19 protein-coding genes and 1 pseudogene are annotated in these 21,123 nt (G+C 38.9%); 8 read left to right on the top strand and 12 right to left on the bottom strand.

The window, feature by feature from the left end:
* Positions 1 to 11: 11 nt before the first annotated feature.
* The 4 genes from BN3282_RS04500 to BN3282_RS04485 are packed head-to-tail and all read right to left on the bottom strand — an operon-like array spanning position 12 to position 3,890.
* Positions 12 to 1,841 (bottom strand): lysozyme family protein, encoded by a 1,830-nt coding sequence (locus tag BN3282_RS04500; RefSeq protein ID WP_059066970.1) that lies wholly within the window; start codon positions 1,839 to 1,841, stop codon positions 12 to 14.
* A gap of 2 nt (positions 1,842 to 1,843) precedes the next feature.
* On the bottom strand, positions 1,844 to 2,761 hold the full coding sequence (locus BN3282_RS04495) for a hypothetical protein (protein WP_059066969.1): 918 nt from the start codon (positions 2,759 to 2,761) through the stop codon (positions 1,844 to 1,846).
* A 13-nt stretch (positions 2,762 to 2,774) separates the two neighbouring features.
* Complete coding sequence (locus BN3282_RS04490) at positions 2,775 to 3,485, bottom strand: conjugal transfer protein TrbL family protein (protein WP_059066967.1); 711 nt, start codon at positions 3,483 to 3,485, stop codon at positions 2,775 to 2,777.
* A 24-nt stretch (positions 3,486 to 3,509) separates the two neighbouring features.
* Entirely contained in the window at positions 3,510 to 3,890 is a 381-nt protein-coding gene (locus tag BN3282_RS04485) for a hypothetical protein (RefSeq protein WP_055158027.1), read from the bottom strand.
* A 398-nt stretch (positions 3,891 to 4,288) separates the two neighbouring features.
* Here BN3282_RS04485 and BN3282_RS04480 point away from each other — a divergent pair, with 398 nt between their 5' ends.
* The 4 genes from BN3282_RS04480 (at position 4,289) to BN3282_RS04460 (ending at position 8,280) form a co-directional block, all read left to right on the top strand.
* Positions 4,289 to 5,047: an EFR1 family ferrodoxin gene (locus BN3282_RS04480; protein WP_055158025.1), complete on the top strand. Its 759-nt coding sequence runs from the start codon at positions 4,289 to 4,291 to the stop codon at positions 5,045 to 5,047.
* Between the two features lie 352 nt (positions 5,048 to 5,399).
* Positions 5,400 to 5,858 carry a CPBP family intramembrane glutamic endopeptidase gene (locus BN3282_RS04470; protein ID WP_205408522.1) on the top strand — a complete coding sequence of 153 codons (459 nt, stop codon included), beginning with the start codon at positions 5,400 to 5,402 and terminating at the stop codon, positions 5,856 to 5,858.
* Between the two features lie 37 nt (positions 5,859 to 5,895).
* Positions 5,896 to 6,660 carry a nucleoside phosphorylase gene (locus BN3282_RS04465; RefSeq protein ID WP_059066962.1) on the top strand — a complete coding sequence of 255 codons (765 nt, stop codon included), beginning with the start codon at positions 5,896 to 5,898 and terminating at the stop codon, positions 6,658 to 6,660.
* Between the two features lie 18 nt (positions 6,661 to 6,678).
* Positions 6,679 to 8,280, top strand: coding sequence for a PIN domain-containing protein (locus BN3282_RS04460; protein WP_059066960.1), 1,602 nt, complete (start codon positions 6,679 to 6,681; stop codon positions 8,278 to 8,280).
* A 508-nt stretch (positions 8,281 to 8,788) separates the two neighbouring features.
* On the opposite strand, the gene BN3282_RS04455 is transcribed toward BN3282_RS04460, so the two are convergent.
* The 7 genes from BN3282_RS04455 to BN3282_RS15295 all read right to left on the bottom strand — a co-directional run bounded on the left by BN3282_RS04455 (position 8,789) and on the right by BN3282_RS15295 (position 15,387).
* Positions 8,789 to 9,718, bottom strand: a complete 930-nt coding sequence (locus tag BN3282_RS04455; RefSeq protein ID WP_059066958.1) for a S1 RNA-binding domain-containing protein — start codon at positions 9,716 to 9,718, stop codon at positions 8,789 to 8,791.
* A 19-nt stretch (positions 9,719 to 9,737) separates the two neighbouring features.
* Positions 9,738 to 11,732 (bottom strand): VirD4-like conjugal transfer protein, CD1115 family, encoded by a 1,995-nt coding sequence (locus BN3282_RS04450; protein ID WP_059066956.1) that lies wholly within the window; start codon positions 11,730 to 11,732, stop codon positions 9,738 to 9,740.
* The gene (locus BN3282_RS04445) at positions 11,719 to 12,810 is read right to left on the bottom strand and encodes a hypothetical protein (RefSeq protein WP_242866600.1); all 1,092 of its coding nucleotides are present in this window, start codon (positions 12,808 to 12,810) and stop codon (positions 11,719 to 11,721) included. Before BN3282_RS04445 ends, BN3282_RS04450 begins: the two co-directional genes overlap by 14 nt.
* A 156-nt stretch (positions 12,811 to 12,966) precedes the next feature.
* The gene (locus BN3282_RS04440) at positions 12,967 to 13,632 is read right to left on the bottom strand and encodes a DUF6100 family protein (RefSeq protein ID WP_059066955.1); all 666 of its coding nucleotides are present in this window, start codon (positions 13,630 to 13,632) and stop codon (positions 12,967 to 12,969) included.
* 6 nt (positions 13,633 to 13,638) lie between these two features.
* Complete coding sequence (locus BN3282_RS04435) at positions 13,639 to 14,169, bottom strand: DUF5697 family protein (protein ID WP_059066953.1); 531 nt, start codon at positions 14,167 to 14,169, stop codon at positions 13,639 to 13,641.
* 256 nt (positions 14,170 to 14,425) lie between these two features.
* Positions 14,426 to 14,956 (bottom strand): hypothetical protein, encoded by a 531-nt coding sequence (locus tag BN3282_RS04430; protein ID WP_055158014.1) that lies wholly within the window; start codon positions 14,954 to 14,956, stop codon positions 14,426 to 14,428.
* 2 nt (positions 14,957 to 14,958) lie between these two features.
* The gene (locus BN3282_RS15295; RefSeq protein WP_242866599.1) at positions 14,959 to 15,387 is read right to left on the bottom strand and encodes a hypothetical protein; all 429 of its coding nucleotides are present in this window, start codon (positions 15,385 to 15,387) and stop codon (positions 14,959 to 14,961) included.
* A 186-nt stretch (positions 15,388 to 15,573) separates the two neighbouring features.
* Between BN3282_RS15295 and BN3282_RS15290 the strand changes: the two genes are divergently transcribed.
* The gene (locus BN3282_RS15290; RefSeq protein WP_242866598.1) at positions 15,574 to 16,014 is read left to right on the top strand and encodes a hypothetical protein; all 441 of its coding nucleotides are present in this window, start codon (positions 15,574 to 15,576) and stop codon (positions 16,012 to 16,014) included.
* 851 nt (positions 16,015 to 16,865) lie between these two features.
* Positions 16,866 to 17,402 (top strand): hypothetical protein, encoded by a 537-nt coding sequence (locus BN3282_RS04420; RefSeq protein ID WP_059066951.1) that lies wholly within the window; start codon positions 16,866 to 16,868, stop codon positions 17,400 to 17,402.
* Positions 17,403 to 17,781: 379 nt separating this feature from the next.
* Here BN3282_RS04420 and BN3282_RS15285 read toward each other — a convergent pair whose 3' ends face one another.
* Entirely contained in the window at positions 17,782 to 18,318 is a 537-nt protein-coding gene (locus BN3282_RS15285) for a hypothetical protein (RefSeq protein ID WP_242866597.1), read from the bottom strand.
* Between the two features lie 421 nt (positions 18,319 to 18,739).
* Here BN3282_RS15285 and BN3282_RS15395 point away from each other — a divergent pair.
* Both BN3282_RS15395 and BN3282_RS04410 read left to right on the top strand, forming a co-directional pair.
* Positions 18,740 to 19,027 (top strand): annotated as a pseudogene (locus BN3282_RS15395) (tyrosine-type recombinase/integrase); the annotation flags it as partial.
* 87 nt (positions 19,028 to 19,114) lie between these two features.
* A complete protein-coding gene (locus tag BN3282_RS04410; protein WP_059066949.1) occupies positions 19,115 to 20,215 on the top strand; it encodes a Fic family protein in 1,101 nt (366 codons plus the stop codon).
* The last annotated feature ends 908 nt before the right edge of the window (positions 20,216 to 21,123 follow it).

The following is a 21,123-nucleotide window of genomic DNA, read 5'->3' as shown; positions in this document are numbered from 1 at the left end:
GGGTATCTCCTTTATTTTTTATCGAAGATCCAATACGCATTGGATGTCGCATGGACTTCAGACATCATATCGAACTCGCGATTGATGTAGTTTTTGGAGCTGTTGTCATTGGGATCGTTGACCAAAACCTTACTGTCTGCAGTTACGCCCCGCAGTACAATGAAATGTCCGCCGCTGGTAAACAGCCCGGCTCTTTGGGAGCTGATTACTGGATGACCTTCCGATAGTGCTTGCAGAACCTGATTGGCATCACTGGTTTGTGTGACGGAGCCACAACCGAAATGGTTGGCGGCTGCCTGAAAATAGGACCAGTAAGTACCGACTCCCGGCATATAATAGGAATTTCCACACCAGGCAACAGCATCTGCCGGAGTTATGGTAGTACCTGTAAGATAACTGGCAATCATAGCAAAGCTTGTCGGACCGCATCCGCTGCTGGCGATGGAACCCCCGCCGTATGGAATGTTTCCATAGTCTGTCTGAAGATAATGCGGGATTTGCATTCCGTTTGCAGGATAGCTGCCACCGTTGTTGGTAATCTGATAATAGCGAAGGACATGCTCTACATACTCTTTGTCTCCATAACGGTCATAAGGCCAGCTTGGTCTGGCACACATCATGTCAGAAAAGGCGATAGCGTTTTCTTTGGTATATCCACCGTCCTGTTCCATAGCCCAGTCAATGTAACCGGATCCGTAATTGTAGCCTTGGAGTGCGAGTTTGATTCGGTCTAAATCGGTAGGACCGGTACATCCTGCCTTCTCCAGTGCATACTTTAGTTCTTGGATTCCGCATTCAATGGAGTATTCCGGATCCGTAATTCCATTTGGTTTATGCGGGTATTTGGTGTTAAATGAGCCTTCCGCCGCCTGCATCACATCCAGTCCTCTGCCGCCGGATTCCTGCATCATAACGGCAAGAATCAATTCTACATATTCACTCATGCCATACTTGGCGGCAATCCGTTCGACAGCAGGACGGTAAGAGAGAACCTCATCAGATAAGTTGATTGCCATGGCAACTCCGGAAGCTGCATTCCCGAAAAAGGTGGTTAGATTTTCTGCATAATCCTGAGCAAGCTCTTTCTGCTCATCTGTCAGATGAAAAACATGATCAGCAAAATATGCATCACCTGCATATTGCACAGTATAGGTGTGTCTGGTAAAGGTAACTGTTTTTGTCTGTGGTTCTGCGTTTTCATTTCCTTCCGGACTATTTTCACCTTCTGCACCACCTTCTACGACTACTTCCATCGTGACTGTTTCTGTTGCAACATCATAAGAAAAAAGCCCATCCTTATTTTTTCGGATTAGGCTTTTTAGTTTCCTTAGATTGATGTTTTCGTAATTATCCTGACTGGCACAGAACTGGGAAATCAATAGATTGGCATTAACGGAAATATTGTATGCGTAGGAATCATTGATACTAGCAGTATCCCCTTCCGGAAGTTTTGTAATGGCAGCATTGATTTCAGAAAGAATGTCTGCATGACTTTCTTCCAGGACTTCTACAATCGCTTCGCGGGATGCTCGGATATTATCATTGATAATGGTATTGCTGTTTAAAGCGCCGGTATCTTCCATGAGACTTCCGAAGATGAGTCCCGGAAGCATGAGAATAAAAAGGACTGGAAGCAGCAATATGGCAATGATAACAATGATGATTTTTGCAATTCCATGCCGGTTGGCAATCGCAATTCCGATTGCAGCAGTAAACGGACCGCCTGCAGCACCAAAACCAGCTTTCGTTATGGTGGAAGCTGTTTTTAAGGCTTTGAGATGGGAAATGGTACTTGTGCCTACATCCATTGCCTCATCAAATCCGGATGATTCGGTTGCCATTTTTAAATGCGATCCTTTCTTGAAGGTGTCGGCGGAAGTTTCTGTACGATGGATTCGTTGTAGGCTACTTTTCCATCACCAGCATCGTATGGTGTTTTAGAAACTGTATCTTCTGCATATTGTCGATACCAGGCGGATCCGTCCACAGAATGTACGGTGTCAAAATTGCCCTGAGTAGGGGCAGTGTATTGATCAGCATGATACATGGCAAATTCCCGACTGGTTCCATCGGGGGTAGTCTCGACTCCGGTAATCCTTCCACCGCCGATTTCTACATTAGTGTAGGAATGGTCCGCTTTATTATCGGCACTGATTCCCATGTAAGACTGGAAAGCAGCTTCCGCCCCTTCTCCGGTAATGGAGCCGACTTGCCCGTAGTTCCCTTGGGCAATATTACTGATTACATTGTTGGCAAAGTCTCCGCCCTTTTCTAAGGAAGATTGATACAGAGCGTTTCCTATACTCGGTCCCTCCGTATATCCAGTAGCTGCATTGACAGCGGAGCGTTCTGCTTGACGTCCTACTGCTCCGGCAAGTCCACCGGAAAGGAAAGTTCCTCCGACGGCAGCACTTCCAGGAGAAGAAGATCTGCCATGGCTGCCACCACCATGACCACGAAACGAATTTCCAAGACTGCGCCCGGCAATTAGAAGTTCTGCCATCATATTGCCACCAGTGTTTCCTACGTTGATTCCAAGACTTGCCATGAAACTGTCAATTTTCTGCGAAACCTTTAAAAAGGCAATGGCACAAAGGAACCAAACAAAGACATTTCCGGTAACGGTTTCCTTTCCCTGTTCGGCGACTGCCTGTTCAACCTGTGCTTCTGTCAGTTCAGCGGCAAATACCGGAAAGGAGCAAAAGAGTACCGTACAGGCAGTAAGTGTCAATAAAATCATTAGCTTTTTTCTGTGTTTCATGTGTTCCTCCCTTCTATATTGACAGTGGATTTGCAATGAAAGTGCCGACCATGGAAGTGAACAGACGTAAGCACCAGGCATTCATCAAAAGAAGAAAAAACTGTCCACCAAGCATCCGAGACCAGCTTTTAAATATGTTTCCGGTTGCCTGAGACGCACCTGTTGCAAAGGCGACTGGTGCAGTATAAATTAGAACTCCCAGCAAGATGTAACGTTCTGCAGCCTCGAAAAGAAGCTTGATGTAATTCCAAGCAAGGATTAGCACTAAAATCAGAGCAACGATAGCAACAGCGCCGTTGGCACACACACCTAAAATGACGGTGATGACAGAGTTGAAGGAACCAAATTCTAAAGGTGGCAAGTCTTCTGTAAGGATCCAACCATAGGGAGTTCCTGCTATATCTAGCAGAAGATCTACAATGTCTTTTGCATAGAAGGTAAGGAAAAGGAACATAAAGGTCCGAAGCGAGAGTTTGATGGGATCTTCCGCATCAATTCCCGTACCCATAAAATAGTTCTTAAAAAGCTGCCATACCCAGTTCAGGAGAATAAGTCCAATCGCCAGTGCCAGAAAAATCTGATACATAGTTTCGGCTGCCGGAAAGTAACGGAGAAAGGTATCCATAGAGCATCCCAATGCACCTAATACAGAGGTGGTAATCAGATCCAGAATATTCATGACCTGTTCGGCAATCCATTCTACAATTCCGTCAAGTATTCCCATAATGACGACTCCTTTCTCTGTACGTTATCCATTCCATTTTCCACCTGCGAAGAATGGTGTGATGTAAGCCATGATAAATCCGAGCCCATTCAAGATAGCCCAGGTAATGATGATTCGTTTGAGCCATGCGCGGGATTCATCTACGGTTTTTCCGCTTTTTGAAAAATTCATTAGTAATAGTGCAACAGATGCGGTTACGACAGCAGCAATCGTGGAAATTAGAATGATCTGGTTGTATACGTCTTTCATGATTTCTGAAGCTTTGTCCCAGATAGTAGCAGCCATAACTGGCTGCACATTACAGGCAATCAGGGTGAACATCAGAAAGCCTGCGTACAGATATTTTCCATAATCCCGATGGCGTTTTTTGCCTGGCGGTGAATCTTTGAATACATGATATTTCATGCAAAAACCTCCTTCATATAAAGAGGGCAAAGTGAAATACATCACCTTGCCCTGTGCTTATAGTTTCCTGCCTCAATAGCTTCCGGCTGGTCAATACATTGGGAAGCATTTTATATTCAGTTGTAACGGACTCCTTTCCTGCAAACAAAAACACGCCTATACCCGGAAGTGAGGCTGATTTCCGGAAAAGACGTGTCCTGCTTTGCATATTTTTTTGACAGTATCATTCTAGCATGGGTAGATTTCCCTGTAAATCGCAGAACTGTGCCAGATAATGACATTGATGTGCCGGATTAGAGACAAAGAGAGAAAATAGCATTTGAGGGAGATTGCGGATGAAAAAGTGTGAGTGTATAATAAAAACTAAAAGATTCGCTTATAGTGAGGAGATGAGAAGAATGCTCGGTGTATATTTAAGTGGTACGGGCAATACAAAGCATTGCGTGGAAAAATTAACAGCTTTATTAGATCCATCTGCAAAGGCAATACCAATAGAGAGCCGTAACACTGGTGAAGAAATAAAAAGAAATGATATGATTTTACTGGGGTATCCGACACAGTATTCTAATGCGCCATATATGGTGAGGGACTTTATTAAGAAAAATCCTACTTTATGGAAAGATAAGAAAATATTGTGTGTTGCGACGATGGGGGCATTTAGTGGCGATGGTGCTGGCTGTACTGCAAGATTGTTAAAAAAATATGGAGCAATTATTCTTGGAGGACTTCATATAAAGATGCCGGATTCTGTTTGTGACAGTAAATTATTAAAAAAGTCTATTGAAGAGAATAGGAAAATTGTAAGAGAAGCGGATGAAAAAATAGAAACTGTTTCACAGGAAATTAAGCGTGGAAACTATCCGAAGGAAGGAATAACCTGGATTTCTCATTTGGTAGGACTATTTGGACAAAGACTTTGGTTTTATGGAAAAACGCAGAACTATACAGATAAGCTGATGATTCACGAAAGCTGTATTGGTTGTGGATTGTGTGCAACGTTATGTCCAATGCATAATATTTCAATTTCTAATGGAAAAGCAATGAGTGGTAAAAATTGTACGATGTGCTATCGCTGTATTAGTAGTTGTCCGCAAAAAGCAATTACCTTATTAGGAAAAGAAGTGAAAGAACAGTGTCGATTTGAAAAGTATTATTAGGACGGACAGAAATAGAAAGTGAGGGGAAGGTTATGAAAAGTATTCTAAAATCCATAGGATATATACTCTTTTATATGGTATTCCAAATGATCATAATGTCTATGGTTTCAATGGTAGTAGGTACTGCAAGTGGAAGCAAAGAGCAGATGGAAATGTTTGTGAATAACAATATGATGCTTTTGACTGTAATTAGTAATATTTTAACTGTTATTATACTAATTCTTTTCATTAAACTTCGTAAAAAAGCTTGTTAGAAGAACTTCAGGCAAAAAGAGTAGATATTAGAAACCATATTCTACCTTGTGTAATTACATTTACATATTCTATGGCGTTTTCATTACTTACCTATAATATGAGCTTTGAAAATACTAAGATAGTACAGAATGGAGTGGAGTATTATTCTGGGTTAATGCCACACTTGGGAATGATATTGCAAATCATAGCTCTTTTACTCGTAGCACCAATAACGGAAGAATTTATTTGCAGAGGAATTATTTTAACACAACTACGCAAGGAACATGGGGTAATGGTTTCGATTGTGTTAAGTGCATTACTTTTTGCATTTCTTCATATAATGGCAGGCGGTGTGGTTTTAGTATTGGCTTCATTAATAGTAGGTGTGATATTGGGAGTAATTTGTATAAGAACAAAATCTTTGTTACCTGCAATAGCAGCACATATATTTGCAAATCTACCTGATTTTATAATTCCGATCCTACCTGAATTGACAGCGACATTACGATATGGATTAGTAATAGTATTCGCTTCAGTCTTTGTATGCGTAATTTATATATTTATGAAGAAGAAATAATTGATAAATTATAGGTTTTAGAAAAAGGAGGAACAGTATGAAAACTATTTTTCAAAGGGACAAAATAACAGAGCCGGCGTTGTTCACACCAGTTGATACTACGAAAAAAATAGAGAACTTTCCAGAAATCTGTGTTTCCACATTCTCGGAAAAAATCATTCAAAAATTTTCTTCTTTAAAAGATGTAGAAAAAATTGCAGAGCTTTACACAGCAAACGGAGCGATGCCCGTTTATAAGATGAGATATAAAAATCAAGAGATTGCGTTTTATTTGTCCAGAGTCGGTGCGCCGGCATGTGTGTCTGGATTTGAGGAAGTTGTAGCGATGGGAGCAAAGAAGTTTGTCTTATTTGGTTCCTGCGGGGTGTTGGATGACGAGAAGGTAAAAGATCATATAGTGATTCCAGTTTCTGCAATTCGTGACGAAGGAACAAGCTACCATTACATAGCGCCATCAGAGGAAATAGACATGGAGGATCATGCGATTTACGTATTAGAAGATGTACTGAATGCCTGTGGATATTCTTATGTAAAAGGAAAAACATGGACTTCAGATGGAATTTATAGAGAAACTGTACCTGTTATTCAGGAACGTAGAGAAGAAGGCTGTCTGGTGGTTGAAATGGAATGTGCATCTATGCTGGCTGTCTCCAAGTACAGGGAGATTCCGTTTGTGCAATTTTTGTATGGAGCAGATAATCTAAGTTCAGAAAAATGGGAAATGCGGGATTTGGAATTATATGGGTTTACTGAGGCAGAGAAATATATGTTGCTGGCATTTGAAATTGGGTTAGTATTGTAAGCGATTACAGGAGAAGTTATGGATAATAAAATTAAAGTAGGATTGGAAGATGAAAAAGTTAAAAGTTCTAATGAAATAAATGATGAAGAAAGACAAAGTAATTCAATGATTGCACTAAAGGATCTTCTTCAGCATAAGAACTATGTTGTTGTATTAGATGCAAATATTCTTTTAAAAATATATCGTTCATCGCCAGATTATGCGGAATTTGTTTTGGAATGTCTAGATAGTATAAAGGATTATGTTTGTATTCCATTTAATGTTTATTGGGAATATGAGAAACATAGAAAAGAAGAATATAGTAAAAAACAAAAATCCATAAAGAAATCGGTTGAAGCGTGTAGTCAACTTGTTTCAATTATAGAAAATAAAATAAAGAGCCAATGTCATGAACTATCAAGAAATGGTTATCCAGATATAGATAGACTTGTTTATAATTTGATAGACAAGGTTGGCGAACTTCAAGATGAATTTGATTCATATTTTGAGGAACACCAAAATTTGGATTTCTTGAATAACTGGGACGAAGATAAAGTTCTTAATTTAATGAATTCATTTCGCAAAATGCCCGAACCTTCTGCATCCTTTATATATAAACTATGCAAGGAAGGTGAGTATAGATATAAGTCACAAACACCTCCGGGGTATAAAGATGCAAAAAAAGATGGCGTTAGTAAGTATGGAGATTTAATTGTTTGGGCTGAGACGTATGAATACGCGGTATTGAATAATAAAAACATTATCTTTGTTACAGATGATGTGAAAGAAGATTGGTGGGAAAAATTAGATGATGGGAGAATTCTATTTAGAAAAGAATTAGTTAAAGAATTTTTGCGTAAGACCAAGATTAGAAAAGACACAGGCAAAAATTTAAAATTGATTCCGTTGGTTGGATATGATCTATATCAAGCAATTGCGAGGGAGTTTATGATTGAGGCTCCAGATGCAATATCATTGATTTTGAATGCTACAGATGAATTTTTTGTAGATGAAGTACAGAGGCAAGTATTTGAATCTGTTTGGAGCGAAATTGCTTACTCTGGAACAAGTTTTATTGATGAGAATAATTCTCATATTGGTTCGGAGGGAGTAGATGAGTGGGAGTTAGATGATGTTGAATTTGATGATTTTGAAAGAATAGATGTAGATTCTGGTACGGCAACATATATTATTTCTTATTTTATAAGAATATCAGGTGTATCATATGAATACTGGGGAAGAGATGACGATACAAAAGAAATAATTACTTCTCCAGGAAGAAGACATGAGTGTTCTGGTAAAGTTGAAGTGTTAGTCACAAGAGCATTGGATACAGTAATTAACTGGAATGAGAATTTTGAATATCAAGATGCAGAGATTGAGACTGCATCTATTACAGAGGAGTCGTATGAGGATGGCGATTCTGATTTTGATATATATTGTGCGGAATGTGGAAAAAAAATAGGGTATGAATGGGAATCATTTTATAGAGACTATAAAGGGGATCCTATATGCGATGACTGCATGACTACGAATGAAAATGGATTTGTGTGTCCAGGATGTGGAGAAAAGTGCCCTGAAGAAATGAGAGGGGGATCAGGTACATATTGTATTAAGTGTGAAGAAAAATACGATGTCTGATTGAACTATTAGGGAATAGAGTATAGAAGCGATTGAAATGACTAATTATTAGTTTTACTCATTTGTAAAGTACTTGAAGCTTTCAGCCTTCAGTTGTGTTGAGTAAACAATGGCAATTAAAAAAGGGGGACTTGATTTCTCATGCCCCCCAGTGTATAATCTAATCAAGAAAGGTAATCAGATGCAAGATCTGATGCCCTCAGTAAAATTTAATTTATTTCTATGTTAAGACATAGCATCCATCAAACTTTCTCAGGGTTTATCGTGGATGCTATTTCTTATTATGTCGATTATCTATGTAAGTCAGAGCCGCAAAAACTACTAAAAGCAATGTAAGTACTTCCATTGTGTTCATGGGGCATCACCCTCCTTTAAAGACTAGAGGGCTGGTCGAAATTGCATCCGCTTCTCTTTCCCGATTAGTTATACTCGCTCAGTATAACATGAAGAATTTCATATCGCAAGAAAAGATGGAAAGATCGGTATTCTTTTCTTGCTACGCTTATAATTAGATATTTTGTTTGATAATTCGTGTAATGATGCCAACAGCTACATTACGGTCTTCATCAATATGGGTGACAACAAAGGAAACAATGTCTTTTTTCCCAACAGTGCGGTTATCATAGCAACTATGAGCAATAGCGTTGACACCCAGTTCTAACCGTACAAATACGGTCCCTTTGTGGATGTCTTCCACAGTACCGGCATATTTGCCCTGAACATGACATTTCTTTAAGTTTTCTTTGCTGGTATTTCCTTCTACACTCTTTACATCTGCCTGAACTGAGAGTGTAGAAGGTGTATCACCTTCTACGTTCAGAATACGTACCAAAATGTGTTCCCCTACATGGAAACGTTCCCTGGCATCACCAAGCCAGTCGAAGGATAAATCTCTGGCAGGAATGGAAGTTTCTATACCAAAAATTTCAGCGCGGACAACCTTTTCAGCAACCGCAATGACTCTGGCTTGCACGATACGATCCACGTATACTTTGGTTTGCCCGGAAACATCCTGATCCAGATAGAAGATTTGGCGTTTCTTCAGCATGGCTTCTTTGCGACTTGCAACAATGCTGCGTGTTTTGGAATCCAATCCTTTAATGATAAAATCTATTTCACAGCCGAGCATATTGTTGAGGACTTTATTTTGACGCAAAGACAGCGATCCATAATCGTGTGCCTCATCTTGAAGGAGGTTGATCATCATTTCTGTGATTGGAATGACTGCCCGAAATTCTTTGTAATAGATAACAGCAATCAGATTGCCCGCTTCAGTTTTTTCGATACCACCAAGTGTGCCGGTTAGGATTTTTCTGGTGCGGTAGGCATTCTGGATGTCGTGCCAGATAAGATCTGCTTTTGATTGGGCAGTTTCTAAGACTGCATCAGAATCAAGGGTTAAGATGGCTGCGTTTGTGTTTGTTACATCGTTTGGCATAATGTGTCTCCTTTCATACTTATGACATAATTGATTTTTTATCTAACGGAACCATTTCAGAGTCTGGGAAATTATCTTCCGAGTCCTCTGAGAGAAATTCTGGATTGAATTCGTCATAGCATGGTTCCTGATAAACAGGTTCAGATATATATAGTGGCTCCTGCACTTTTTTTCTGGCTGTATTTCCAGACGCAGAGCCGCGTTTTTTTCGCGTGGCAGTAGCCGGAGATTTTGGCATATAATCCGATTCTTCATGAATTCCGTTTTCACGCCACGCCGGAATATGATCTGATGCTTTTCGTGGAATTAGTTTCTTTGCGTCCGGATGCAGTGTATAATCGTATTTTTCCACACGAAGTACCTTCTGTCCGCGCAGAATAATCAACGCTTCATCGAGTGGGAGGCGTAAGATTTCATCCGGAGTTAGGAGCTTGCGTTTTCCGATAGATTTTGTACGGCGGTATTCCGGCGTGTAATCGGAGACTCTCCAGCTATTGAGTTGTTTGGCTTCGCTGCTGACACCGACAGTTACATCGCCACTCCGATTACTGATAAATGTAGCTGTAACCTCATCAGTACATCCCAAAAATAACTGAGTATCACAGTTGCCGATGATTTCCTGCCATTGGTTGAATGGATAGCGGTTCTGCATCTGAGGCAAATTTTGAAAGATACAGGAAATGCTAAGATTACGGCTTCGGATTACACTGATTTTCTTATTCAATTCCAGAATAGCCCCAGTGTTGGCAAGTTCATCAGCCAGTATATGTACAGCAACAGGTAGCTTTCCATCTTCTCCATACTTGTCTGCATAACGAACCAGTTTGATAAAGATGAAAGTCATAAACAGAGAGGACAAAAAATCAAAGGTACTGTCCTGATCAGAGGTAATGCAAAAGTAAGCACATTTCTGTTTCCCTGGAAGTGCCAGATCTATTTCATTATAAGAGGTAATTTGCCGAATGAGTTTATTCTGAAATACCTGAAGTCTGGCACCTAAGCCGATAATAACACCGCTTCGCACAGTATCACTAGCCTGCTTGTAGATACAGTAGGGAACTTTCGCTGGATGGGATACCGGAAGCAGATCGAACAGGCTGTTTAGTTCTTTTTCTGAACTCATAGTCAATAATTTGTAAACCTGTCCGATATTTTTTGCTTCTGCAGGAAATCCTTGATCCACATAGAGGACTAAGGCTTTTAGCAGATTCATCTCCGCATTATCCCAGAAATGATCTCCTTTTCCGGAACCCGTATTCTGGATAATGACATCTGCAAATACTTGAGCCATCGTTTCCTGCCCGTTGATTTCACCCAGACAATTCCAACTGTCGGAGTTTTCCGGATTGACCAGATTAAATGCTTTTACTGTATAACCTTCATTTTCCAAATAAACAGACATACTTTCATAGAGTTCGCTTTTGGGATCAGTAATGATTAAACTTTCTCCTCTGGCAACACACTGGAAGATCATATTGCGGGCAAAGGCGCGGCTTTTCATACTTCCGGATGCGCCGTAGACAGCAATGTTTCTATTTAGCCGCGTTTTATTTGGAAGACATACAGCTTTCCCATTCAGTTTTCCCAGAATGGTTCCCTGATTTTTCTTTACATCTCCAGCTAATTCCAAAACTTTAAACATTTCATCCGATGTCATAAATCCGGAAGTGCCGTAGGTTCCCTGCGTGGAGTAATTAAAATTTCGGTCACGATCACTGATTTCTCCATTTCGGTCATTTCCCATTCGCATCAGCAGGAAGGTAATCAGTCCAAATACAGTCAGACACAGAAAAATCCCATACAGATTGTACGGGAAATGGTGTAGGATTGTATGGATACAGTCAAGCGGATGAAGGGAGGCTGGTTTTGGATAAGTACCGTTCCCGGCAAAGTTTCCAGCCGCCGTCCATTCCTGATAATTTTTTATGAATTGTGCTACATACCCTCCAGCATAGACGGTACAGGCACAGATGGGGAGCAGATAAAGAAGCTTCCACCAGTTACGGCTTTTCATGGAAAAACCCCCTTTTGAATTTTTGAAAGTCAATACTGGAAAACTGTATATCTGCGGTTAGATATTTCCGCAGACAAGGAATCTGAAAGTCAAAGCATACCAGGATTCCTGAAAGATCATATACATTCAAACCAGTATTGAAACGGTTGATTCGTTGCATGTCAAAATCATAAGCAAGCAGGACGGGATGGTTCTGGCTATCTATGCCATCATGCTCAATCGGTAGTTCTTCTTGGTGAGAGAAATAGTCTGATAACAATAACCGATCAAGTTGCTGCAGCATTTGTGGTCGCACAAGCAGACGCAACAGATATTCGCCATAAATATTATTGGGCAGATAGTGGAAATGCTCATAGGTAGTATCTAAAAGAAAGAGCGATTTTCGGTATCCGCCAGTGCTTGTCAGTAAATGATAGGCAGTATCCATATCTTTTCCGGTCATAATTGCTCGTACAGCAGGTCTTCCATGGTAGGGGCGTCCCTGCAGGTAATGCTGCAGAAAAGCAGTAAGTCTCACTTCGGTCTTATATTCCCATTTCAGGACACTGTTCCCAGTATTATAGAGTGCGTAAACATACTGTGGGGATAACAGAATCCCGACGCTTCGAGAATTTCGGATTTTCGTTGTATCATAACCGAGAGTTTTTATTTCTCTGGAACTGTAAAAAAGTGGAAGATCTTGTATAAAGGAGCTGTCCGCTTCGCAAGTCCTGCTGAAAATATTAGGCTTTACATCATAGAAGATAGGAATGTTGGCATGTAGTAAAGTCAGATAGATTTCAGCTTTTTGATGCAGACGGATTCTTCTGGGAAGTTCGCTGCGGATCAGATTTGTTTCTGTATTTCCAGTAAGATAGTCATGGAAACGGGGCATATTTTGTGCGAGCAGGAGTTCTTTGGCATGTTTGGTTAAGCGATAACCTCTTAGCCGGTCCCGGTAATGCGTTCGGATCAGCTTTTCGTTTTTCAGCTCAGTTATGATTTTTTCGGCATAAGAGCTGCTTTCTATCAGCCGGTGTAGCTGATTGACCGGAAATTCTCCACTAATTCCGACCATTTCCAGAACCTGATATTTCATAGAGTCTGGTTTTATCAAAACAAGTCACCTCAATTCAGTTATTACCTATGCCAGCCTATACTTGGGTAGCCGGGAAGTATTTTCTGGCATAAAAACAGCAGAGATTATAAGGTCTCTGCAGAAAGATTACCCATGTCGGATATTTGTGTGGAAATATCACGAAATTTCCGATATGGTTCTTATACACTTTTGTCGGCTTTTTATCCAACCGGCAAAGGCTTCGCAATCCATGATAGACACGATAGTATGGTCATGGGTTCCCAGTTCCGTTGTATGATAAGAGTCGCATAATAATCCGGTATCATCTACCAATACATAGGCAGCAATGGTGTCCAGAATTTGTTTAAACTCCAGATTGTCATAATCGCGGACGCGATGCAGTGAAAGGTTCTGGTCATATATCTGGCTAAAACAAACTACACAGTTTTGGTATAGTTGAATGGGATGTTCCAGAATGTAGGTCTGCAAGGCAAGATTTAATGGTTCATGTAGGAAAGCAGTATTGGTTCTTACCTTCCGTTTGGGTAAAAGACCAGGTAGTGTAATGGTTAGTATTTGTTCGGAACTGGAAATTTGGATTCCCTGTACATCTGCAGCCTGTTTCAGATAATCTGATTTTCCACTGGAAGAAATAGTGAATACCAAATTCCTGAGTTGGCATGTAATACGTTCTGATCGCAGGGCAGCACTGGTGCTTAGTTCCTCATAACGCTTGCCATATACTTTTATGTCTGTGGTCTTCAGTGCAAAAAGCGTGTTGTTTAGCCTTTGTATTTCATCTTCAATCTGTTGAAGACGCTCGTAAATGGTTTTATTATTCATAGGACCTCATTTCTTTGTATAGTAACTGACAACTCCGCTGGTAGTATCCACTAAGCAAAAGGCTACCACATTGTCTATGGTGACCTTTCTAGCCTGCCCCTCATTTTCTAAGACAACCAGCCGTTTTACTTGGTCTGCAGATTGTGATTCCATTACATGATTGATAAGATATTCCTGTTCCAGTGGAATATATAAAATCTCATACCATTCATCTTTTGAAAAAAAGTTGAGTTTTATTGGAAAATCTCCGCTTGTATGGTAGACAACTGCTTTTTTGAAGTCCAATAGAACCCAGAATGCGGCGATCATGCCATAATCCGGATTGGATGCTGATTCGGCAGTGTCACAGAGTAGGTCATTCTCTTTGTCGTGGATAATCCTACCTTGTTTGACAAGACTGGTAATCAGAGATTTGATAGAATCTCTGTTTTTGGGGAATAGCCGTAAAGCTTGTTCATACAAAAGTGTGTGATATGTAGTGATAAATCGCAATAGTTCGGCTCCTTCCCCATTGTAGAGTTCGTTTCGTGTTTTCATGGGTATCTCCCTTCTGTTCATATATAGAAAATGTACTTACGCTGTACGTACAATCTACGTTTCTTATTTGATAGAAGTATGCTGTACGTATAGCAGAAGGAATCTTGCTGTCAGCGATTGGTTTTCGGGTACAAAAAAAGCACCATATCAGGTGCGGGAAAAATAGGAATACTATAAGCAATACCTATTGTAACATGGGTAAAATTCCCCTTCAATCGCAGAAACAGGTCAATGTAGTGACAATATTATGCCATCTCTATTCTGGGAAGAATTTATTTAGCGTATCTAAGGTTTCTTTTGCAGAAAATCCCCAAAGGATACTGCTTAATGCATTGATTGCTGCCTGGCGTTTTCGGTAATAAGTGCGGTAGGAGATGTTTGCAATATGTTCTTCCAATGCCTCCAGAATTTCATCGGTATTCTTCAACTCCTGTGGTGAGAGGAAGGCATAGTATAAAATCCAGTAATACTGTTCTCCATGTTTGTGATTTTTGCGGAGAAGATCAACGGAAGAGAGCAGCAACTTGATCATCTTATTGCTTCTGGAGATACTTTTTGCCCATTCCTCTATTTGGCTTCCGGTTAAGTCGGCACCAGCGGTATAGATAGAGTCCAGAAATTCGTCTATGCTGGTCTTATATTCCAGTTGAAACTGTATTTCTACTTGCCGGACAGCCACCTTCAGACTGTAAGTAGAATCCCGATAGCACCGAAGCAGTTTGTATGTATCGTGATACAGCGGGTTATCTTCGGGTGATACAACAGGTGGATAATGTTTTCCTGCCATATCTATTCACCTCCCTTCAGTAGTATTTCCGGTATTTCGGAAAAGGATGGACTAGAAGATTGTGTTTGTGTTCGCACAGACGGAGTGGTTTTAGCTTTCGGTTTTTGCGGTTTGATCTTTAGTTCAAAATGGTAAGATGCACTTCCCAGAGGGCAGATAATACGTAGTGAATATCTATATACTATATCCTTGCAGGCTGATAATGGAGATAATATATACTTGGCTTTTGGGCATCGACAGCACACAATGCCTTGTGTTTCCAGCATTTCAGCCACTTTTCGGACGATGGTTTTTGTGTGCGGTTCTGGAACGCAAAAGCCTTCTTGTGAAACGATGATTTGTTCATCAACAACAGATTCCGGAACGCAGGAAACGGTAGTTTCTTCAGTAGGTACTTCGTCAGGAATGTGAATTGGCAGTTCCATTTTCATAGCGATTTCCTCCTTGTCAATCATTACGTCACTTATATTAAACATGACAGACAGATAATTATTGAGATAGATCATGCTGCCATGTTTTCCAGAATAAGAGATTAAAGTTATCATGTCATTGTTTTCTAGTTTTTTTAGCAGACGTGAGACGGAAGATTTGGATTGCTGCCAGCGTTCTGCCAAGTATTGATAACTGAAGAGTGGATTGCCGGTCTGATTTCTGAAGTAAACAACCGGACCGGAATCAGAACAACGTACAGACGGATCATTATAGACTGCATGGATCCAAAGATCCAGAAGGGCATCCATCTCGGAACATTTTCCCATGTGAATCAGCTTATGAACATTTGTGATTGGAAAGAAGAAAAATCCAATGTCTTTTTTGCAGGGAAAATTGTAGGAAAGCGCTGTATTGTCTTTGGGCCAGTCCACGATCTTGTATCTGATGATGCGATTTTTCTCATGCAAGGTGTAAGTCAGGAAATTTTGTTCTGCCAAGGTATCCAGAACAGAAAGGACCTGGTGCTGAAACCGGAAACGGAACTGATGCTGCAGTTCTTTCAGTGTGCAGATCCATTCTCCCGGAGCAACAGTATAGGTCAGATGTTCTATGTTACGGTAGGATGAAGAGTAGTTTGCATAGGAGCAGAGAATCAGGAAATAAAAAAGACAGGAACTTCCGTTTGTACGAATGTTTCTGTCCTTGATGAGCGTTTGTATAAATTCCCGGTAAATCCGGCAGCGTGGAAAATCCACAATTTGTTTTAATTCTAATTGGTAATCCATAGACAATAATTCCTTTCTAATTGCGTAATAAGGTTTATGTGTGGTAAAATACTCTAAAAGAGTTCCGTGCATAGTGTGTATGCATATAGTCTTTTTACGTTCTTTGTGGGAAGAGAGCCTGCTAATTGCTTGGTGGCTGAACGTAGTTCAAATCAAATTGTCGCTAATTAAATGCTAAGTACACAGCAGAATACGTCAGGGAATGGGATGGAATTTGAGGCTATTCCATCCCGTTAAAATCCTCAAAAAACCCAGGAAATTAGGGACTTCGCAGGGTATGAGAGGAGCTTAGGTGATACGTTAGTTAATTTGGTTGCAAGTTCTCCTAAGACTAAATTATAGGTTCGATTCCTATACGAGACGCTGATACAAGCGTTCGACTGTTAGCTGAAAAGCAAATAGTGGGGCGCTTTTTTTGAAAAATATCGCTTAAAAAAATAACATTCGAGAATGAAGTTCAGCTAATACAATTCAAAAATGATTAGCGACAGCTAATGACAAACGAAATGCTCGTTTGGAACTGATTTGAAAAAGAATCGGATCCAAGGTTCTGTTTTGTTTGAGGACAGCAAAGTGATTCATCAATGCAAATAAATGAGAAATTGGAGGATCATTTTACATACTGTTTACAAAACTTTGATAGCAAGATATTACGGGAAAAAGTATAATATCAAACATGTGGAGGATATCTCATGGCTATTAAGTTATATTTGTTTGTTCTGGCATTTTTATTTTCTGCATTTGGATTACATCAACTTTTAACAGGGAAGCAAACTGTTATCTCAAAGAAAATACTACAAAAATATAATCTGTCCCCCAATTTTATAAAAAAACATGGATTGCTATGTCTGTTGATTGGCTGTATTATTTTCGGAATCGTGATTTTTTATAGTATATCGAATAATATTTATATTTTGTATGCAGGAATCCTTATTTTAGAAATATTGTATTGTATGGAATTATTTTTGATCATAAAAAATCAAAAAAATATAGATGGTATTCGGTTCAGAACAATTGGGAGAGCGTGTTTTCTGCTATTATTTACAACGATTTTTGTTGTATATTTCCGACCGATTCCTTTGTCTGATTTATTAGAATCTGCTGAAACTATTCAAGTATCTATACAAGAACCGGGAATTGATAACAGTAGTACAGCTTATGCCAATGGATTTGATTGTGTCAAATTATCTGTTCAGGAAAAAGAGGATGTTACTACAGCAGCAAAATAGTATAGTTATAACAGAAACTTTTCATCCTTGTTCAAATATACTGGCAGTAAGAATGATATCCCGGCTAAAGTAGTGATGTTGTATGTACAAGAAGATTCTCAAATAAAAACAATTTGTATTACTTCTATGCAGGAAATAATTATAGATAATCATTCTTATACAATGGTAAATTCATGGGAATTTATAGAGGTCCTTCAATCGCTTTTGTAAAATTAAAATGAATTTTTGGCTCTAAATCAACAGTTGGGGTGGGATTAAAAAATCCCACTCTTTTGTTGTATTTGAAGCTGAGTATGAAGATTGTATGTCTTTATGTCCGGCACTTTTTTATGTTTTTTTATTAGGATGTCATTATATAATTCCTCCTTCGTAACATAACTTATAATTCGGGTTCTGAGTGCTTTTTCTGAATCGGATTGTGGAGAATTGCTTCCACATTTTGGTTTACAGTTTTCAAATCTTTTGCCAGATTCTTTAAAGATTGAAGGGATGATTTTTGCTGGTTGATCTGTTCCTGTAAGCTGGCTTTTTGTTCTTTTAATGATTTGATAGAGAGCATTTTTCCATCTAGATAAAAAGATTTCAGCCAGTCAAGGGCTTCTTCATATGCTTGAATATCAGCGGAGTGTTCCTTTCGGAATCTGCCTTTGTTTTTTGCTTTTAAAAATTCAGTATAAATTGTCTTGTGTGCAAAATATTGTCCAGTGTAATGAATCTGACGGTTGATGTTTTTCAAATCCTCGTTCATTTCCATAAGCTGATTAGTTGCCTGCTCTAACTGTTTTCGATTTTTGGAAAAGGTATCTTTTAACTCGGTTTGGGTATTGTATCCGTGTTCCTGTACATATATAATGGTATTTGCCATTTCTTGAAGGTTGGATATTTTTACCTGATGCGCATATCCAGGACTTTGCATTGCTTTTACATTTTTCTGCAGATCTACTACCAGCCGTAAATGCGATCTGACATAAAGAATGGTCATCGGATCTTTTCGTAAGAAGAGCTGTTCCAAATGTTCTTTCCCATATTGGGTTCCGAGTGCTTTTTCTGTTATCCGTTTGTTTCGATCCGGATGGAGATAGCGATATCTTCCTCTTTCTTCAATGACAGAAATCTGATATTTTTCAAAAAGCAGTGATTGGAATTCCTGAAAGTTTTTGGAATACAAGCTGCATTCTTCGATAGCATTTCTGAGTACTTGTTTCTGCGTTTAGAATGTGGTGGAAGTTGGTTTTAATCCATCAGCAATGATTTTTTTATTTATCTCTTCTAATTTTTTCTGTCTGGATTTTTGAGCCATATATTCCGCCTGTGTCACTTGAGTGGAAGGCAGAGCAGGAGCAATTCGAGGTCAGTTGAAAAAGTTGATTGAAGATTAAAATCTTTCACCAGTTGTATTTCATAGTTTCAGACATAGCAGTGTAAACTATAAATTAAAACTAAATGGTGGAGACATCAAAGCGGTTCAGGGAGATTCCGGTCATTCACAGGTTGATATAGTAACAGAGGTATATTCACATATCATGGCTGAGGATCGACAGAGAAATGCAGAATTACTTGCAAAGGTATTGGCAAATCCGGAAATGAAAGCATTGCTGACTTCATTGGCGAAAGCAATCAAGTAATGAAAAATAGTGAAAAAATAGTGTAATTTTAGTGGAAAAATAGTTTATGAAACGATATAATATATGGAAAAAATGGAGGTGGAAAATATGATTAAAGTTACACTAACAAATGAAATTTTAAAAAGGATATCGGAAATAGATGAAAAACGTTTTTCTCTCAGCACGATAGAAATACCACCTGTTACAAAAAATAGACTTAGAAAAAATTCTAAGAAAAAGAGTTCTTATGCTTCTAATAAGATTGAAGGGAATCCATTGACTGAAAAACAGGCAAATGAAGCTATTGAAAGTGATCCTCACAAACATTTTTTTAAACCAGAACAAGAGGTTCGTAATTATTTTCTGGCTTTAAATCTTTTAGAAGAAAAGTTGAAAAAGAAAGAACACTTTTCAAAAGAGATGATTCTGGAAGTGCAAGCAATGGTCGAAAAAGGTGCTTCAAAAGAAAAGATAGGATTAAGAGGTCCTATGCCACCAGGGATGTTATTTGCAGTATATGATTCAAAAACAGGAGCAGCGGAATATATTCCACCAGAGTATATAGATATACCAAACTTGTTGGATGAACTTGTGGAATATGTAAATACTACAGATGACCACCCGCTGATTATTGCTGCTATAGTTCATTATCAATTGGTTACTATTCATCCTTTTGAAGATGGAAATGGGAGAACAGCTAGGCTAATGTCAGGATATATCCTCGATTATCATGGCTATGGTTTTAATGGGATAGGTTCTCTGGAGGAATATTTTGCTTATGATTCAGATGAATATTATGCATCGCTGCAAATGGGATTGCCTGCTTTGTATTATTCAGGAAGAGAAAATCCTCCTCATCCGGAAATTTGGGTCAATTATTTTTTGAGAATGATGGAATTGTATTCTAAAAAGGTATACGAGTTATCCAAAGAATCTGAGAATGATGAGCTAGATGGAAGTCTGTCTTATTTAAATGCAAAAGAAAAGGAATTCTTAGTATTTCTATTAAAAAATCGATTATACGAGTTTACACCAATTGAGGTAAGCAAAATAATTGGAGTAACAAATAAAACGATTATTAATAGATGTGTGAAACTTGTAAATAGTGGTTTATTGATTCCGATCATTGTTAAGACAAGAGTTAGATCCTATCGGTTAAGTGACTTCTCAAGAATAAATGAGAAGAAGATTTTGAAAAAATTATCGTAGCCCATAGAGAAATGCAGAGTTACTTACAAAGGTATTGGCAAATCCGGAAATGAAAGCATTGCTGACTTCATTGGCGAAAGCAATGAAAAGTTAGAATGGTTTAATATTGTGTTTTTATATATTTGAAACGGCAGTTTTATCCAATTATTGAAAGTTTCATTCTGAATAGGGTATAAATATAGACGAAAAAAGGCTGGATGATGAACCTAAGGAAAGTCGGTGTATGATGTTGTTAAAACCTATGTAACTGAAAAAAATAGGTGATTTAACCGGTTCGGAGGTTATTGCAGCATGTCCGAGAGATAGTCGATTAGCTGTTTTAAATGAATTGAATAAGCTTACAAAAAATGAACGGATTACAAATGATTTATTGAATAAGTAATTTGGCGATAGGGATTATTATAAGATGGATTTAGTGGCAGATATCTTAGTGGAAAAAGAAATCAGCGGAATATTGCTAGAGAAAAGAATAAAGGATATAATTTGATTGAGATAGAAGAGAATCGCCTTCTTTTACAAATTTTCGGAGAGAGCTTCAATGGAACTGATGCTCAAAGATGGGAGTAGTTCTCGAATATCTTGCTTTGTGAACTTTCCAATCTTATTTTGTGTTGTCTTTCTTACCATTTCCACTGCTAGTAGCTCTATTTCTACAATAGAGAATCTGTCTTCAATCCTTATAAGCAGCAAGAACGGTGCTCAGAATATATTTGATGAAAGGAACTGCATCTTCACAGCCTTCATATCACCCATCCTGGGATCTTGCAAGTGCATCATAGTAAAGGTCCTTCGCTTTTGCAATTTTGGCTTCCAGAGAAATGTATTTCCCTGCATAGCAAGCAGATCTTTCAATTTGAATTCTCTCCTAATTATTTATAATTATTTATCCAGTTTCGAACCATTTTCCC

Source organism: Mediterraneibacter massiliensis, from assembly GCF_001487105.1.
Lineage (GTDB): Bacteria > Bacillota > Clostridia > Lachnospirales > Lachnospiraceae > Mediterraneibacter > Mediterraneibacter massiliensis.
The sequence above is the reverse complement of the archived record's forward strand: the minus strand, read 5'-3'. Positions and strand labels throughout refer to the sequence as shown.